This window comes from Bacillus sp. Marseille-Q3570, assembly GCF_946151055.1.
In the GTDB taxonomy this organism is placed as follows: Bacteria; Bacillota; Bacilli; order Bacillales; family Fictibacillaceae; genus Pseudalkalibacillus.
The window spans coordinates 47,551-64,781 of record NZ_CAMGYZ010000009.1 but is presented as its reverse complement, the minus strand read 5'-3'; the positions used below and the strand labels follow the sequence as shown (position 1 = coordinate 64,781).

Here is a 17,231-nt window from a genome sequence, read left to right as displayed (position 1 = left end):
TTTCTTCGTGCGATATAACGCTGCCGAAGCTTTCCTTGTCCTGCGGGATCAGCGTTCCTACTACCTGAATAATCTCCTCGCAAGGCATGCGACGAGGAAGCTCGCTTCGACAGGACTTTCTTGTAGACGCAGGAGCACAAAATGCTTCCTTGAAAAGGATCGCAAGGCGACGAGTGGGCTCACCGCACGCCCCGCGGAAAGCGAGCATCCTGGAGCGGAAATCAACGCCTTTTAAAGAAAACTTGGCGGCTTTGTAGGTCGAGCCTTAGTTGCCCTTATACTGAAGAAAGTATTTTTTACTTTCTTTAAGTGCAAAAGCAACAAAGTTTACGAAAATAGCCTTTGCTTTTTAAAATTAAAGCTGTGTTTCAGAAAAAGCTGGCATTAAATGGACTAGAACAAAATAGTAAGACTGTTATAATAACTATTGACGGTGCGTGTGCGTTTAGGTATGATGTTGTCGTTTGATTATGATGTAAAATGATGAGAGGATGGCGGTGCATGGATAGGCAGTATACAATTTTAAAAGTTTTAAACAATAACGTTGTCATTGCACGTGATTCCAATCATCTAGAAGTTGTATTGATCGGCAACGGAATCGGTTTTTCTAAAAAAAAGGATGATATTCTTGATGGTCCAAGTGTGGACAAGTTATACATTTTGAATGATGTCGAAGAACAACACCAGTATAAGCAATTACTGTCTCAGGTCGATGAATCATTCATATTGGTCATGAATGAAGTGATTTTTTACAGTGAGAATCAATTAGGAGTCAAGTTCAATGAACATATCCATATCGCTTTGACGGATCACATCGCTTTTGCCATCAAACGGATCCAACAAGGAATCGATATCGTCAATCCTTTTTCAAAAGAAACAGAGCTGCTTTACCCGAAAGAATACGCGGTTGCTAAAGATGTGGTTAGTTTGATAGAAGAAGAAACAGGAGTTCATCTTCCAGAAGGAGAAATTGGTTTCATAGCGCTTCACCTTCACAGTGCAGCCACTAATCGGTCCGTTTCTAAGTTGAACAGTTACTCTCAACTGATCAACACGTTAATTCATATTATCGAACAACAATTGGATATATCAATTGATCGCTCGAGTATTGATTATTTAAGGCTCATTCAACATTTAAGACACGGAATCGATCGTATCGAGCATGAGGAACAAGTTGGTAACCAGGATAAACTAGCAAAAGTGTTGAAAGAAGAGTACCCTATATGCTACAATCTTGCATGGAAGCTGATGAAAGTCATGCAACATAAGATCGGCAAGAACGTTTCAGATGCAGAAGCGGTATACTTAACAATGCATTTGCAAAGGCTTTCACCACAATAGAATTAGAATAAACACTTTACGTGTTACTGATACGATCAGGCATGAGTAAAGAAGATTATTGAAATGCGCAAAATAGGGGTAGTATATACCTTAGGTGCATTTTGGTCTTTTTTACTCATGTCTTTTTTTCATTCTGTAACCGTATTCTTAAGCTATTGTGACCAATAATAACAATGGAGGTATGAAAAAATGCAAAAGGCTTTTGGTACTTTACAAAAAGTCGGTAAAGCATTGATGCTACCAGTTGCAATTTTACCAGCAGCAGGTCTTTTACTAGCGTTTGGTAATGCATTGCAAAACCCGACTTTATTGGAAATGGCACCTTTTCTTGATAATGCCGTGATCGAAATGATTGCCGCAGTCATGGAAAGAGCCGGAGGGATCATTTTTGATAACCTCGCATTACTCTTTGCGGTTGGTGTCGCCATAGGTTTAGCGGGCGGTGACGGTGTAGCAGGACTTGCTGCCACTGTCGGATTCTTGATCATGAATGCCACGATGAGCGTCATCCAGGGGCTTGAAATTGCTGATGTAACTGGTGAAAACGCCGATCCGGCATTTGCGCTAGTATTAGGTATCCCTACTTTACAAACAGGTGTTTTTGGCGGGATCATACTCGGTATCGTAGCTGCCTACATGTATAATAAGTTTTATAACATTGATTTACCATCTTACTTAGGATTTTTCGCAGGGAAGCGATTCGTGCCAATTGCGACAGCGGCAAGTGCAGTCGTTCTCGGTGTCATTTTGACATTCATCTGGCCGCCGGTTCAGGATGGCTTGAATGCATTTTCTGAGAATATGGTCCATGCAAATCTAACATTCTCAGCATTTGTTTTCGGTGTCATTGAACGTGCATTGATTCCATTCGGGCTGCACCATATCTTTTATGCACCGTTCTGGTTTGAATTCGGGTCATATACGAACGAAGCGGGTAATCTCGTGCGAGGAGACCAACGGATCTTCTTCGAACAAATTAAAGATGGTGTGCAAAACTTGACTGCCGGAACATTCATGACAGGTAAATTCCCATTCATGATGTTCGGGTTACCGGCAGCGGCTCTTGCGATTTATCATGAAGCACGAGCTGAGCGTAAAAAGGTTGTTGCTGGTATAATGGCTTCAGCAGCCTTAACATCATTCTTGACGGGTATAACAGAACCGATCGAGTTTTCATTCTTGTTCGTAGCGCCAGTATTATTTGGAATCCATACGATTTTTGCTGGACTATCCTTTATGACAATGCATTTGTTAGATGTTAAAATCGGAATGACTTTCTCAGGAGGTCTCATCGACTTCATCCTGTTCGGAGTCATCAATCCGCAAACAAACTGGTGGCTTGTAATCCCAGTCGGTCTTGTGTTCGCAGTCATCTATTATTTCGGATTCAGATTTGCGATCCGTAAATTCAATCTGATGACTCCTGGCCGCGAGGATGTTGAGGATGAGGATGAAGACACGACTCAATCGAGCACTTCCGAGTTGCCTTATAACATCTTAGAAGGACTTGGCGGACAAGAGAACATATCACACTTAGATGCTTGTATCACTCGACTTCGTGTATCTGTCAATGACGTTAAGAAAGTGGATAAAGCGAGATTGAAGAAATTAGGTGCATCAGGAGTACTTGAAGTAGGAAACAATATTCAAGCGATTTTCGGTCCGAAGTCCGATTCAATCAAATCACAAATGCAAGATATCATGAAAGGTAAACGTCCACGCAAGGTCGAAACTGACACAGATGAAGAAGTTCAAGAACAAATTGAAGATGTTACTCCTGATGCTTTGAAAAGCGATTTAGAGGAGGAGAAGGAAATGATTGTATCACCGATCAAGGGAGAAATCCTTCCAATCACCGAAGTTCCAGACCAAGTCTTCTCAGGAAAGATGATGGGAGATGGTTTTGCGATTAAACCAGAAGATGGAACAGTCGTATCACCAATTGATGGGAAAGTGGTCAATGTATTTCCGACGAAGCATGCTATTGGATTAGAAACAGCTGGCGGACGAGAAATTTTAATACATTTTGGAATTGATACCGTCAACTTAAAAGGGGAAGGTTTCGAAATAATGGTAGAGCAAGGAGACGAGGTCAAACATGGTCAGACACTGATGAAAGCTGATCTTGATTACATTTCAAAGCATGCTTCATCCATCATTACCCCAATTGTGTTTACGAATCTCCAAGAAGGAGAAAAAGTAAAGATAGAGAAGTCTGGATCAGTTGATCTAAAAGAAAACGACATCATTTCAATTGAAAAGTAGAAAGGAAGAGGAAACATGGCAGAAAAAAAGTTTACAGTAACAAGTGAATCAGGAATACACGCACGACCTGCGACAACATTGGTGAATAAGGCAGGACAATTCAGCTCTGATATTGAACTTGAGCACAAAGAAAAAACAGTCAACTTAAAATCGATCATGGGTGTTATGTCTTTAGGAATTCAACAAGGTTCTGAAATTACAATCAAAGCAAACGGTAACGATGCGGATGATGCACTTTCTGCTTTAACTGAAGTTCTGAAACAAGAAGGATTAGCTGAGTAATGAGCCAACGCGTTACAGGAATTGGCGCATCTGCAGGCATTGCGGTTGCTAAGGTATTCAAACTTGAAAATCCAGCATTGGAAGTAGAAAAAACCACAACCGAGAATCCTTCCGCAGAAGTTGAGCGGTTTAAGGGAGCAATCGACCAATCCAAAAAAGAACTTGAAGGCATCAAAGATCATGCTGAAAAAGAACTGGGAGAAGACAAGGCAGCAATATTTGCTGCCCATCTTCTTGTCCTGCAAGACCCTGAATTGATCGATAATGTAACTGGTAAAATCAATGACGAAAAAATCAATGCAGAAAGTGCTTTAGATGAAGTTTCAGGTATGTTCATTTCCATGTTTGAAAACATGGACAATGAATATATGAAAGAAAGAGCGGCAGATATCCGTGACGTTCGAAAAAGAGTATTAGCCCATCTTATGGATGTTGAATTCAACACACCGAGTATGATTACTGAAGAAGTGATCATCATCGCTGATGACTTGACACCTTCAGATACAGCTCAATTGAATAGAACTTACGTCAAAGGTTTTGCGACAGATATTGGAGGACGAACTTCCCATTCAGCGATAATGGCCCGCTCCATGGAGATTCCATCTGTCGTTGGGACTAAGGAAATCACAGAATCTGTTGAAAACGGCACGACTGTCATAATTGATGGTATTGATGGAGTCGTCATCATTGACCCGTCAGAGGACGAGAAAATTGAGTACGAGCAAAAGCGTGCTCGTTATGAAGAACAGAAGAAGGAATGGGCTAAGTTGGTCAATGAATCGACCATATCAGCTGATGGTCAACACGTCGAACTGGCTGCGAACATCGGTACCCCGAAAGATCTTACAGGGGTATTGAATAATGGAGCAGAAGGAATCGGATTATACCGTACTGAATTCCTATACATGAACCGTGATCAATTACCGACGGAAGAAGAACAATTCCAGGCATATAAGGATGTTCTTTCTAAAATGGAAGGGAAGCCTGTCGTCATCCGTACATTGGATGTGGGAGGCGATAAGGAACTACCTTATCTGAATCTCCCGAAGGAATTAAATCCGTTCTTAGGATATCGTGCGATCCGACTCTGTCTTGATCAACAAACGATTTTTAGAACACAACTGAAAGCATTGTTGCGAGCAAGTGCTTATGGGAACTTGAAAGTGATGTTCCCGATGATTGCGACACTTGATGAATTCCGTCAGGCGAAGACAATCCTTCTAGAGGAAAAAGAAAAGCTTGAACAAGACGGTGTTGAAGTTTCCGATTCGATCGAAATCGGGATGATGGTTGAGATTCCCTCTACCGCAGTCATGGCGGACGTATTCGCCAAAGAAGTCGATTTCTTCAGTATCGGGACTAATGACCTGATCCAATATACGTTAGCGGCTGACCGAATGAATGAACAAGTTTCTTATTTATATCAACCGTATAATCCAGCAATCTTAAGACTTGTTAAAAATGTAATCGATGCTGCGCATAGAAACGGTAAATGGGCCGGTATGTGTGGAGAAATGGCCGGAGATGAAATTGCGATTCCTATCCTGCTTGGTTTGGGACTTGATGAGTTCAGCATGAGTGCCACATCTATCCTCCCTGGTCGCAGTCAGATTCTGAAATTGAGCAAAGAGGAAGTCGCCACTCATATGGATGATGTCCTCCAGCTTGATACAGACGAATCAGTGAAACAATATGTACAACAGCATTTCTTGAAATAACAGCAATTAGATGACCCGCGAGGATAAGATCACCTCTTGGGTCATTTGTTTTTAGGATTGGCTTTTTAATACTTTATTTTTGATTTTTGCCATAAAAGTCTGATTACGGGCTTTCTATTCGACACTCCATCAAAAAAACAGACCCTGGAAATACCTTTAAGAACAAAATATTTCTGATTATTGGGAAATGTTGTTGAAAAAAACCACTAAACAACGCAAAATAGAACTAACAGTCTGTGTCAGGAGGTTACGTATTTGGAGCAAGTAAAACAAGAGAAAATCAATGATATGGAAAAAGCACTAAGAATGATTTCAGCACATATAAAACAAAAGGGCAGGGAAATATTGAATGATTTCTCTATTACACCACCTCAATTTGTAGCATTACAATGGTTATTTGAACAAAATGAAATGACAATCGGAGATCTTTCAAACAAGATGTATCTTGCATATAGCACGACTACCGATCTGATTGATCGAATGGAAAATAACGGGCTAGTTAAAAGGATACGTGATCCGAAAGATCGTCGTGTCGTCCGCATACAGAAACTTGATAAAGGATACGAAATAATAGAAGAGGTCATTAAACGGAGACAGAATTATCTTAAAGATTTGACGGAGCATTTTTCTGATGACGAAATCGAAAGCCTTCATCAAAGCCTTCATCTCCTATATGACAAAATGAATTCTCAAACTACCAACTAGACTTAACAGAGAAAAAGAGGGGTTTATTTGAATAATCCTATAGGAATAATTGATTCTGGTGTCGGGGGGATGACTGTAGCCCGCGAAGTGATGAGGCAGCTGCCCAAAGAACGGATCTATTATCTTGGTGATACATTACGGTGCCCATATGGCCCTCGTCCTTTGGAAGAAGTCCGAACCTATACGTGGAAAATGATTCATTATTTTTTGGAACGAGATATTAAATTACTCGTGATTGCCTGTAATACCGCAACAGCGGCTGTATTGGAAGAAGCTCAGCATAAACTGCCGATCCCTGTTGTCGGGGTCATCCATCCTGGAGCGAGAGCAGCTATTAAAAATACGTTGAATCGTGAAATAGGTGTTATCGGTACTGAAGGAACGATCAACAGTCGAGCTTATGTAAAAGCGTTGCAAAACATTGATAGTAAGGTCAATGTGCATAGTCTTGCATGTCCGGAATTCGTGCCATTGGTTGAGAGTGGTATGATCGATACCCGAGAAACCTTACAAGTGGTTTATGAAAGACTTGCACCTTTAAGCGATTTACCGATTGATACTTTGATTCTCGGTTGTACCCATTATCCGATCCTGGCCCCTATCATAAAAAAAGTGCTGGGAACCAATGTTCAGATCATTTCTTCTGGAGCAGAGACAGCCAGGGAAGTGAGTACAATCCTGTATTATAGCAACCGCCTATACTCAGGCAGCGGTCTTCCTGAGCATCGCTTTTTTACAACAGGTTCGAGTCAAATTTTTAACCGATTGAGCAGTGAGTGGTTTGATCAAAGTGTAAAACACATAGAGCATATCGAATTATAGAGTGGCACAGCATAACTGTGCCACTTTTCTTATTTCAACACTCGGTTCTTACCTTAACGGGCACAGGGATTAACCTTAATTCCTCATTAAAAAAGCTATCTAATGCATCTTTACCTTTCATTTCCTAAAATTATAGAACGATGGTCTAATTGGACAGATGGCTCGTATATATAGTAGTACAAACCATTGTAGGAGGGAATGGAATGAGGAAGAAGCAGAGGAGAATGGTCTTTGTTTCTCTTTTAACAGGTCTATTGCTGCTAATGTCTGGATGTGGCTTGTTAACAGAAAAAACAAATAATGAAATCGATCCGCCCCAGGAGGTCAATTATCTGAATGACGGTGAGTCTTTAGAGGATGCCGATAAAGACACAGATGCATTGGCTGATGGGAAGGATGCGCCAGCAGGTGCCACAGAATCACATCAATTGCAAGTATACTTGATCGATGAAAAAGGACTGGTCGTTCCACAGACGATGAACATGCCGATCGAGGAAGACCCTGCTAAACAAGTGGTGGAATACTTAGTGAAAGACGGAAAAGCGTCCAACTCCATCCCGAATGGCATGAGAGCTGTTTTACCTGCAGGCACTGAGGTATTAGGGTTGAACATCGATCAGGGGACTGCAACAATCGATTTCTCGGAAGACTTCAAGGAATACGCAGCAGAAGATGAAATGAAAATCTTACAATCATTGACGTATACGCTTACCCAGTTTGATAATGTCCACGCAGTAAAAATCAAAATCAATGGTGAAGACCAGAAAGTCATGCCGGTCAATCAAACCCCCATCGGTGAGAACATGACGCGTGCAGATGGAATCAACATCGAAACTAATGGGGTTGTCGATGTCACAGGTAGTGAGACTGTAACCGTTTATTTCATTGGTCAAAATGGCGACGATCAATTCTATTACGTTCCGGTAACACGAAAGGTAAATTCTAATGAAAGTCTCGTTAAAGCGACTGTGGATGAATTGTTAAGCGGTCCATCCCTTCAATCCGGGCTGTTGACGGATATGAGGAATGAAGTTGAACTTGTCAGTGCTCCAGTTGAAGAAGATGGTGTCATAACACTCAATTTCAATGAAGCAATTTTAGGTGAAGCAAAGAATACCGCAATATCTGATGCGACGCTTAACTCACTCGTATTGTCGTTGACCGAAATTACAGGAGTTGACAAGGTACAAATAAAAGTAAATGGCAAAAGTGAAGTGGTTCGTGAGGATGGAAAACTGTTGACAGAACCTGTGTCACGCCCCGTCAATGTAAACACTGTAGAATTTTAAAATGAATAGATCAGGTAATTATGTTACGATAGAAAGAGTAAAGGCGGTGTTCAGCCGCCTTTTTCTTATACTTAAAGAAAGTAGCCTATGGCTTGGTTTTGCCAAGTTTTCTTTATTTGTGTGTAAAATGGCCAAAAGCATACTTTGTTGTTTGACTTGGTCATACTAATCGATAGTGTGATGTAAAGAGGAGGAATAACCAATGAGAACAGATGGAAGAATGAATGATCAGTTACGGAAAATACATATCGAAACGAATTATATTAAACACCCAGAAGGTTCTGTATTGATTTCTGTAGGGGATACGAAGGTCATCTGTACAGCGAGTATCGAGGATCGTGTACCCCCATTTATGAGAAATCAAGGGAAAGGCTGGATTGCAGCAGAATATTCAATGTTGCCTCGGGCCACAGAGCAACGGAATATCCGTGAATCAAGTAAAGGGAAAGTCTCAGGACGGACGATGGAAATTCAACGATTGATTGGCCGTGCACTACGATCGGTTGTTGACCTTGAAAAAATAGGGGAGCGTACATGTTGGATTGATTGTGACGTGATCCAAGCCGATGGTGGAACGCGTACAGCAAGTATCACTGGAGCATTTGTTGCTATGACGATGGCGTTCAACAAACTTATTGAGCAGGAAGTCATAAAAAAGATGCCGATAAAAGAATTTTTAGCAGCTACATCTGTTGGGGTAGTACCAGAAACCGGGGAAATTTTGGACCTCTGCTATGAAGAGGACTCAAAAGCACATGTGGATATGAATGTAATCATGACTGGTGGAAAAGAATTTGTAGAGCTCCAAGGTACAGGTGAAGAGGCCACCTTCTCCTATAATCAGTTACAAACGATGCTTGAGTTAGCGGATAAAGGAATTACAGAACTCATCGTACACCAAAAGAATGCATTAGGGGATGCCCATCTTTTGATCGGAGATAAGTAGGTGATTGAAATGGATAAAATTATCATTGCTTCCCATAACGAGGGGAAGGTCAAGGAATTCCGCAAAATGTTCGAAGAGTTCGGGATAAGTGTAATTTCTCTGAGAAATTTGGATTTTCATGAAGAGATAGAGGAGACGGGGTCCAGTTTTAAAGAGAACGCAAGCATCAAAGCAGAAACAATCGCAAAAAAACTTCATATGCCAGTCATTGCGGATGACTCCGGGTTGGTCATTGACGCACTCGACGGACGGCCCGGAATCTTTTCGGCACGATATGCAGGTGAAGAAAAGAATGATGAGGCTAATATAGAAAAAGTACTCGCCGAATTGGTTCCTGTACCGGAAAAACAACGTACCGCCCGATTCGTATGTGTTTTAGCAGTAGCCCAACCGGGGAAAGAAACGAGTAGTGTCGAAGGAAAATGTGAAGGGCTTATTCTGAACGAGAGAAGAGGCACGAATGGATTCGGTTATGATCCAATCTTCTATGTTCCTTCAAAAGAAAAGACATTAGCTGAAATGATCTCTGAGGAAAAGAACAAAATCAGTCACCGTGCAAATGCGCTGCATGAATTACGAAACGCTTGGTCTGAAATCTTTTGAAATCATAAAAGGAGGACCTGACATGAACGTTCTGCTCGTAAGTGATAGCCATGGTCTTACCAAAGAACTGAAAGAAGTTGTCGACCTGCATAAAAACCAGGTTGATGTGATGGTTCATTGTGGAGACTCTGAACTGCCGTCAGACGATGAGAGGCTGAAACCTTTCAACAATGTCCAGGGGAATATGGATTTAGGGCATGATGATTTTCCCAATGAAACCCTTATTGAAGAACAAGGATTTCGGTTATTCGTTACCCATGGCCATTTATACAATGTAAAAATGTCTTATATGAATTTGGCTTATAAAGCTGAGGAACAAGGAGCGGATCTAGTGTTCTTCGGCCACTCCCATGTTCCAGAATCATTCGAGCAAAATGGCATGGTTTTTGTGAATCCAGGCAGTCTTCGCTTACCAAGAAATCGACGTGAACGGACTTATGCAATCTGCGAGTGCAAAGACAACAGTCATATCAGAGTACGATTCTTTGAATATGATGGAGAGGAATTGACTGATTTATCAACAGAATATGAACTTTAGTGGAAATGGACGCACGACCATAAAGAAAACCATTGACATTTCAGTCAGAATTCGATATATTAATTATTGTCGCTGATTGATGCGGGTGTAGTTTAGTGGTAAAACAAGAGCCTTCCAAGCTCTGGTCGTGGGTTCGATTCCCATCACCCGCTCCATTTACACCTTGAATTATGTCCCAGTAGCTCAGCAACGAGCGATACCACGGTGAATAGTCAACGAGTTGTCCCGACGCATCACCATCAAGAATTAACTTGTAGAGAAAGGGACAGGATGGTTGTAAAAAATGAATAGGCTTCTTGATATTATGTCCCAGTAGCTCAGCAGGATAGAGCAACAGCCTTCTAAGCTGTCGGTCGGGCGTTCGAATCGCTCCTGGGACGCCATACTTAATACATACTAACGTTTCCTTTGCATAAAAGCTTGGGAGCGTTTTTTTATACTATGAAATATATATGACCACTTTAGCGTGAAATACTGTGCTGAATGTCTGTATGAACAGTTCATAAGATACTTCGAGCACAAAAAAGCAGGATTAAACTGCCCCATAAATGCTACATATGAAAACCCCTAAATCGGAACCCTATTGAATAAAACAGTAAAGACAGCTGTAATATAGAATTAATATGTAAACATTTGTTTTTAGGAAGTTAAACTGCTAAACTTGCTTTAAACGATTGATAAAAAGCGGGGAGATTGTTTTGGAAAAAGACCATAAAGGGCCGCGTGACAGTAAAATCGTTTACTTCCCAAACCTTACTGCAAAGCTTGTGAATAAGGGAATGTCAGCCCTTAAACAAAAGAAATACAAAGAATCACTGAATTTTTTCCGGCAGTTGATCGAAATGGAACCTGATCACCCACAAGGCAACGTTGGAGTGGTCTTGAGCCTGGTTGAGTTAGGTGACCTAAGGGAAGCAAAGGAAAAATGTGACGAGATTCTTAAAAAAGACATCGGAGAGTACTATGATGTCCTTCAAATTTACATATCGATCCTCATCCAATTAGGTGATTATGAAGAAGTAGTGGAAATCCTCGAAGCTGTCATACAAGAACAAAGCTTGCCACCGCAAATGGCCGAAAATTTCTACCAACTCTTATATTTCAGCCGCAAAATGGCAGAGGAAGAACCGAGTGAGGACTTTGTTTTTGAAACGAAATTTTCCGATCAGGAACTTGAGCATCTCTCAGACCAATTAAAGTCTTCGGACTCGAAAAAACAATGGCAAGCTGTCCAATCCATAGAAAAGCCAGATCAACCGGCTGTACGCCGCGAGTTGAAGAATTTTCTTACATATCCCGATGCCAATCCATCGTTGAAGACCATTGTATTACAGATGTTGAAAGATGGTGACGCATCAGAATCAATCCGTATACATAAATTTGGCAAGACGATGAGTGTTAGTCCTGATCAACTACATGATATACCGGAAGGACAGTTTTACCGACTCGTAAAGACGATTATTGAGCATCAACTTGAGCAACAGAACCCGACTTTGCTAGAAATGGCCGTGCAAATTTGGGATCATTACTTGTTCATGATCTATCCGTTTCAGCCCGAACCTCTCAATGAACAATTATGGGCAGTGGCGGTTCTTGAGGTTGCACACAGGTTGAATGGTATGGATTATGATGGAGACGAACTGCAAGTTGCCTTTTCATTGGATGAAGAGTTACTTAATGATGTTGTTGAAAAGATCTTGGAAATCGAACGTCTATCAATGAAAGAAGTCGGTCTGCAGGATGACTAGCTGAACTAGTTGAAAACCAATGTTCATGTGTTATAATGTAGTGGTTGCAAACTCATTCGTACGTTAATGAAGTTATAAGAAGATAAATGTTGGAGGGAATTATAGTCATGAGTGCAAAATGGGAAAAGCAAGAAGGTAATCAAGGTGTATTGACCATTGATGTCGATGCTGAACGTGTAAATGAAGCATTGGATCAAGCGTTCAAAAAAGTCGTTAAAAAGGTGAACGTACCAGGCTTCCGTAAGGGGAAAGTACCACGTTCAATGTTTGAAAAGCGTTTCGGAGTAGAAGCACTTTATCAGGACGCTCTAGATATCCTGCTTCCTAGCGCATACAGCCAAGCAGTAGAAGAAACAGGAATCGACCCTGTTGACCAACCTGATGTTGACATCGAGCAAATGGAAAAAGGTAAAAACCTTGTTTTCAAAGCGACTGTTACTGTAAAACCTGAAGTTAAACTTGGCGAGTACAAAGGCCTTGAAGTTGAAAAGCAGGACACAGAAGTGACAGATGAAGATGTACAAGAAGAATTGACAGCTCTTCAAAAGAAGAATGCTGAACTGACAGTTAAAGAAGATGGGAAAGTCGAAAAAGGCGATACTGTCGTCATCGATTTTGCAGGATATGTTGATGGTGAGGCATTCGAAGGCGGAACAGCTGAGAATTATTCCCTTGAAATCGGTTCTGGATCATTCATCCCAGGATTCGAAGAGCAACTGGAAGGTGAAGAAGCTGGAGCTGAAAAGGATGTTGAAGTAACATTCCCTGAAGAATACCATGCTGAAGAGCTTGCTGGAAAAGCAGCAACATTCAAAGTGAAAATTCATGAAATCAAGCAGCTGGAACTTCCTGAGCTTGACGATGAATTCGCTAAGGATGCTAATGAAGAAGTTGAAACTCTTGATGAGTTGAAAACCCAAATCAAAGAGCGTCTTCAAAATGATAAAACAACTCAAGCTGAAAATGAAATGAAAGATCAACTTGTTCAAAAAGCGTCTGATAACGCAGAAATCGATGTGCCTGAAGCAATGGTGAATGCTGAACTTGACCGTATGATGAAGGAATTCGACCAACGTCTACAAATGCAAGGTATGAACCTTGATATGTACTATCAGTTCTCAGGAACTTCTGAAGATCAATTGAAAGAACAAATGAAAGAAGACGCGGAAAAGCGTGTTCGTACAAACTTGACTCTTGAAGCGATCGCTGAAGCTGAAAACATCGAAATTTCTGATGAAGAAGTTGAAGAAGAAATCAAGAAGATGGCTGAAATGTACCAAATGGAAGTTGAAAAGATGAAGCAAATGTTAGCTATGCAAGGTGGCCCGGACTTGTTGAAGGGTGATTTGAAAGTTCGTAAAGCAATCGATTTTCTTGTAGAGAATAGCAAGACTGTTGCATAATATAAAGTAAGATATTAAAACAAGGCGCGAATTTTCGTGCCTTGTTTTATACAAAAATGGCTCTTTTCAGCCTCGAATATCATTGTGTGTGAGTGACGAAAATATATTTTTTATTTAGGAATCGTCCTGCTGTTTTATGACTATACTGATACATATCACCAATTGAATTTTACATAACAAAGCGTTATTATTTTTGTTTTACGGCTCTTCGTGATAAAATCAAATACATAACAATAATGGATTCCAAAGACAGATTTGTTACTCTCAAAACATATTGGAAATCTTTCAATGTGTAAAATACACACTATGACAAATAACTAAAAGTAACAACTCATCCAAACCATTCTTAGGGGTGATTCAATGTTTAAATTTAATGAAGAAAAAGGGCAATTGAAATGTTCTTTTTGTGGTAAGACACAAGATCAAGTACGTAAACTGGTTGCCGGACCAGGTGTCTATATTTGTGATGAATGTATCGAATTGTGTACAGAAATCGTAGAAGAGGAACTTGGAACGGAAGAAGATGTTGAGTTTAAAGATGTTCCGAAACCACAAGAAATCCGGAAAATCCTTGATGATTATGTAATCGGTCAGGACCAAGCGAAAAAATCGCTGTCCGTAGCGGTTTATAACCATTACAAACGTATCAACGCATCTAAAAAATCAGATGATGTTGAGCTGGCAAAAAGTAATATAGCAATGATCGGACCGACCGGTAGCGGTAAAACATTACTGGCTCAAACATTAGCGCGTATCTTGAATGTACCGTTCGCAATTGCTGATGCTACATCTTTAACTGAAGCTGGTTACGTAGGGGAAGATGTGGAAAATATCTTGCTCAAATTGATCCAGTCTGCAGACTATGATGTTGAAAAAGCAGAGCGCGGTATCATTTACATCGATGAAATCGACAAGATTGCACGTAAGTCTGAAAATCCATCGATCACACGTGATGTATCTGGTGAAGGTGTACAACAAGCTTTACTTAAAATCCTTGAAGGAACTGTTGCAAGTGTGCCTCCTCAAGGTGGACGTAAGCATCCTCATCAAGAATTCATCCAAATCGATACCACGAATATCCTGTTCATTTGTGGTGGAGCATTTGATGGAATCGAACAGATTGTTAAACGTCGTCTCGGTAAGAAAGTCATCGGATTCGGGACTGAGACTTCCGAAAAAGCTGAACTTAAACAAGGTGAATACTTATCAAAAGTATTACCTGAAGACTTGCTTCGATTCGGGCTTATACCTGAATTCATCGGTCGTCTGCCTGTTACATCCAGCTTGACGCCGCTAGATGAAGAAGCATTGGTTGAAATCCTGACTAAACCGAAGAACGCACTTGTAAAACAATACAAGAAGTTGTTGCAGCTGGATGATGTCGAGCTTGAGTTCACTGATGATGCCCTTAGCGAAATCGCGAAGCAAGCTATTGAACGTAAAACCGGAGCACGTGGTCTGCGTTCCATCATTGAAGGTATCATGCTTGATGTAATGTTCGATCTTCCATCACGTGAAGATATCAACAAGTGTGTCATTACCGCAGAAACTGTTACAGATAAAGTACCGCCGCAGCTTGTTCTTGAAGATGGTACTGTTATCGATGAAAAAAAGAAACCTAAAGAAAGTGCATAATGAGTGATTGATCAAACACTCTGCCTCGAGCAGAGTGTTTTTTTCTGTCAAAAAATAAGCATCCTTGTATCCTTTAACTATTCAAATGAACGAAATAGCAGCTTAATTTAAAGTAAATTCCTTCATCCAATTCAGAAAATAACGTTTAGTCCAACACATGCTCGGAGATACTAATTGATACGAAAACACATACATATAGGAGGGGAAGGCATGAGTTGGACAGGAATAGCATTGATCATCCAGCTGTTCTTTGGCGTCATCATCGGTCTCTACTTTTGGAATTTACTACGAAATCAACGGACTCAAAAAGTCTCGATAGATAAAGAATCACGAAAGGAAATGGATCAGCTTCGAAGATTGAGAAGTATCTCGTTAAGCGAGCCATTATCTGAAAAAGTGAGACCATCCCGCTTTGATGAAATTATAGGCCAGGCTGAAGGAATCCGGGCTTTAAAAGCGGCGTTATGTGGTCCTAACCCCCAGCACGTCATCATCTATGGGCCACCAGGAGTCGGGAAGACTGCTGCTGCAAGAATTGTATTAGAGGAAGCAAAGAAAAATGCCCGATCCCCTTTCAAACCCAATGCTGTTTTTGTAGAGTTGGATGCAACTACAGCACGTTTTGATGAGCGTGGAATTGCCGACCCGCTGATCGGTTCTGTCCATGACCCGATCTACCAGGGCGCGGGAGCGATGGGGCAAGCTGGTATTCCACAACCGAAGCAAGGGGCAGTCACGAATGCGCATGGCGGAGTACTCTTCATCGACGAAATCGGAGAACTGCATCCGATCCAAATGAACAAGCTTCTTAAGGTATTAGAAGATCGTAAAGTTTTTTTAGAAAGTGCTTATTACAGTGAAGAGAACAACCAGATTCCCCAGCATATCCATGATATTTTTCAAAATGGATTACCGGCTGATTTTCGCTTGATTGGTGCAACGACACGGACTCCTGATGAAATTCCGCCTGCTATCCGATCAAGGTGTCTTGAAATCTTTTTCAAAGAGCTTACTGCCAATGATATCATCCGCATTGCAAAGAGAGCAGTTGAGAAAATCCATTTTACAATTGAAGAAAGTGCCTTGACCTTACTTTCCCAGTATGCTCGGAATGGGCGCGAAGCTGTAAACAGTGTTCAGATCGCAGCAGGCCTGGCGATAACTGAAGATCGTAACCATCTGACAAAAAATGATATAGAATGGGTCCTCCATTCAAGTCAGTTGTCTCCTCGAATGGAATCCAAGATATATCCAGTTCCTCGAGTCGGCTATATCAACGGATTAGCGGTCTATGGCCCTAATACTGGTGCTCTTCTTGAAATTGAAGCGACCGTGATTCCATCAAAAGAAAAAGGCTCGATTATGATTACAGGTATCGTCGAGGAGGAGAGCATCGGAAGCCAATCCAAATCGATAAGACGTAAAAGCCTGGCGAAAAGTTCAGTTGAAAATGTGTTGACGGTCCTTAGAAGAATGGGCGTTCCTTCTAGTAACTATGATATCCATATCAATTTCCCAGGTGGTGCTCCAGTCGATGGACCTTCAGCAGGTATAGCGATCGCAACCGCTATTTATTCTGCGATCAAGGGTATTAAAGTGGACAATCAAATAGCGATGACGGGTGAGATCAGTATACACGGAAGTGTAAAACCTGTTGGCGGTGTCTTTGCAAAAGTTTCAGCCGCAAGTCAAGCAGGTGTCCAAACTGTCTTTGTACCAAAAGAAAACCAACAATCGATCCTTAAACAAATCGAAGGTGTCGAAATTGTATACGTCGAACACTTAGAAGAGGTTTTTGAACACGTCTTCAAGGAAAAATATCATAAAGAAAGAGTCGATAGTATCACTACGCAAGAGTCCTCGCCAAAGGTTGTTTGAGGCGGGGGTTTCTTTTTGTACTATATTGTTAATGCCGTGGATCGACGTTCACCATAGG

14 protein-coding genes and 2 tRNA genes are annotated in these 17,231 nt (G+C 41.1%); all 16 read left to right on the top strand.

Annotated elements, in window-relative coordinates:
* Positions 1-501 precede the first annotated feature (501 nt).
* Positions 502-1,341: a glucose PTS transporter transcription antiterminator GlcT gene (glcT, locus tag N8M93_RS15015; RefSeq protein WP_261133161.1), complete on the top strand. Its 840-nt coding sequence runs from the start codon at positions 502-504 to the stop codon at positions 1,339-1,341.
* A 189-nt stretch (positions 1,342-1,530) separates the two neighbouring features.
* On the top strand, positions 1,531-3,606 hold the full coding sequence (gene ptsG / locus N8M93_RS15010) for a glucose-specific PTS transporter subunit IIBC (RefSeq protein ID WP_261133160.1): 2,076 nt from the start codon (positions 1,531-1,533) through the stop codon (positions 3,604-3,606).
* Between the two features lie 15 nt (positions 3,607-3,621).
* Positions 3,622-3,888 carry a phosphocarrier protein HPr gene (locus N8M93_RS15005; RefSeq protein WP_261133158.1) on the top strand — a complete coding sequence of 89 codons (267 nt, stop codon included), beginning with the start codon at positions 3,622-3,624 and terminating at the stop codon, positions 3,886-3,888.
* Complete coding sequence (ptsP, locus tag N8M93_RS15000) at positions 3,888-5,606, top strand: phosphoenolpyruvate--protein phosphotransferase (RefSeq protein ID WP_261133157.1); 1,719 nt, start codon at positions 3,888-3,890, stop codon at positions 5,604-5,606. The genes N8M93_RS15005 and ptsP overlap by 1 nt, the downstream gene beginning before the upstream one ends.
* Before the next feature lie 288 nt (positions 5,607-5,894).
* Complete coding sequence (locus N8M93_RS14995; protein ID WP_261133314.1) at positions 5,895-6,311, top strand: MarR family winged helix-turn-helix transcriptional regulator; 417 nt, start codon at positions 5,895-5,897, stop codon at positions 6,309-6,311.
* 27 nt (positions 6,312-6,338) lie between these two features.
* Positions 6,339-7,133: a glutamate racemase gene (racE, locus tag N8M93_RS14990; RefSeq protein WP_261133156.1), complete on the top strand. Its 795-nt coding sequence runs from the start codon at positions 6,339-6,341 to the stop codon at positions 7,131-7,133.
* Between the two features lie 203 nt (positions 7,134-7,336).
* The gene (locus N8M93_RS14985) at positions 7,337-8,422 is read left to right on the top strand and encodes a GerMN domain-containing protein (RefSeq protein ID WP_261133154.1); all 1,086 of its coding nucleotides are present in this window, start codon (positions 7,337-7,339) and stop codon (positions 8,420-8,422) included.
* Between the two features lie 202 nt (positions 8,423-8,624).
* Positions 8,625-9,368, top strand: coding sequence for a ribonuclease PH (rph, locus tag N8M93_RS14980; protein WP_261133152.1), 744 nt, complete (start codon positions 8,625-8,627; stop codon positions 9,366-9,368).
* Between the two features lie 9 nt (positions 9,369-9,377).
* The gene (locus tag N8M93_RS14975; RefSeq protein ID WP_261133151.1) at positions 9,378-9,971 is read left to right on the top strand and encodes an XTP/dITP diphosphatase; all 594 of its coding nucleotides are present in this window, start codon (positions 9,378-9,380) and stop codon (positions 9,969-9,971) included.
* Positions 9,972-9,993: 22 nt separating this feature from the next.
* Entirely contained in the window at positions 9,994-10,509 is a 516-nt protein-coding gene (locus N8M93_RS14970) for a metallophosphoesterase family protein (RefSeq protein ID WP_261133150.1), read from the top strand.
* 81 nt (positions 10,510-10,590) lie between these two features.
* A tRNA-Gly gene (locus N8M93_RS14965) sits at positions 10,591-10,664 on the top strand.
* A 151-nt stretch (positions 10,665-10,815) separates the two neighbouring features.
* Positions 10,816-10,892, top strand: a tRNA-Arg gene (locus N8M93_RS14960).
* Positions 10,893-11,207: 315 nt separating this feature from the next.
* Positions 11,208-12,257: a hypothetical protein gene (locus N8M93_RS14955; protein WP_261133149.1), complete on the top strand. Its 1,050-nt coding sequence runs from the start codon at positions 11,208-11,210 to the stop codon at positions 12,255-12,257.
* A gap of 107 nt (positions 12,258-12,364) precedes the next feature.
* Complete coding sequence (tig, locus tag N8M93_RS14950; protein ID WP_261133145.1) at positions 12,365-13,660, top strand: trigger factor; 1,296 nt, start codon at positions 12,365-12,367, stop codon at positions 13,658-13,660.
* A 360-nt stretch (positions 13,661-14,020) separates the two neighbouring features.
* Positions 14,021-15,295 carry an ATP-dependent protease ATP-binding subunit ClpX gene (gene clpX / locus N8M93_RS14945; RefSeq protein WP_221566317.1) on the top strand — a complete coding sequence of 425 codons (1,275 nt, stop codon included), beginning with the start codon at positions 14,021-14,023 and terminating at the stop codon, positions 15,293-15,295.
* 210 nt (positions 15,296-15,505) lie between these two features.
* A complete protein-coding gene (lonB, locus tag N8M93_RS14940) occupies positions 15,506-17,173 on the top strand; it encodes an ATP-dependent protease LonB (RefSeq protein ID WP_261133142.1) in 1,668 nt (555 codons plus the stop codon).
* The last annotated feature ends 58 nt before the right edge of the window (positions 17,174-17,231 follow it).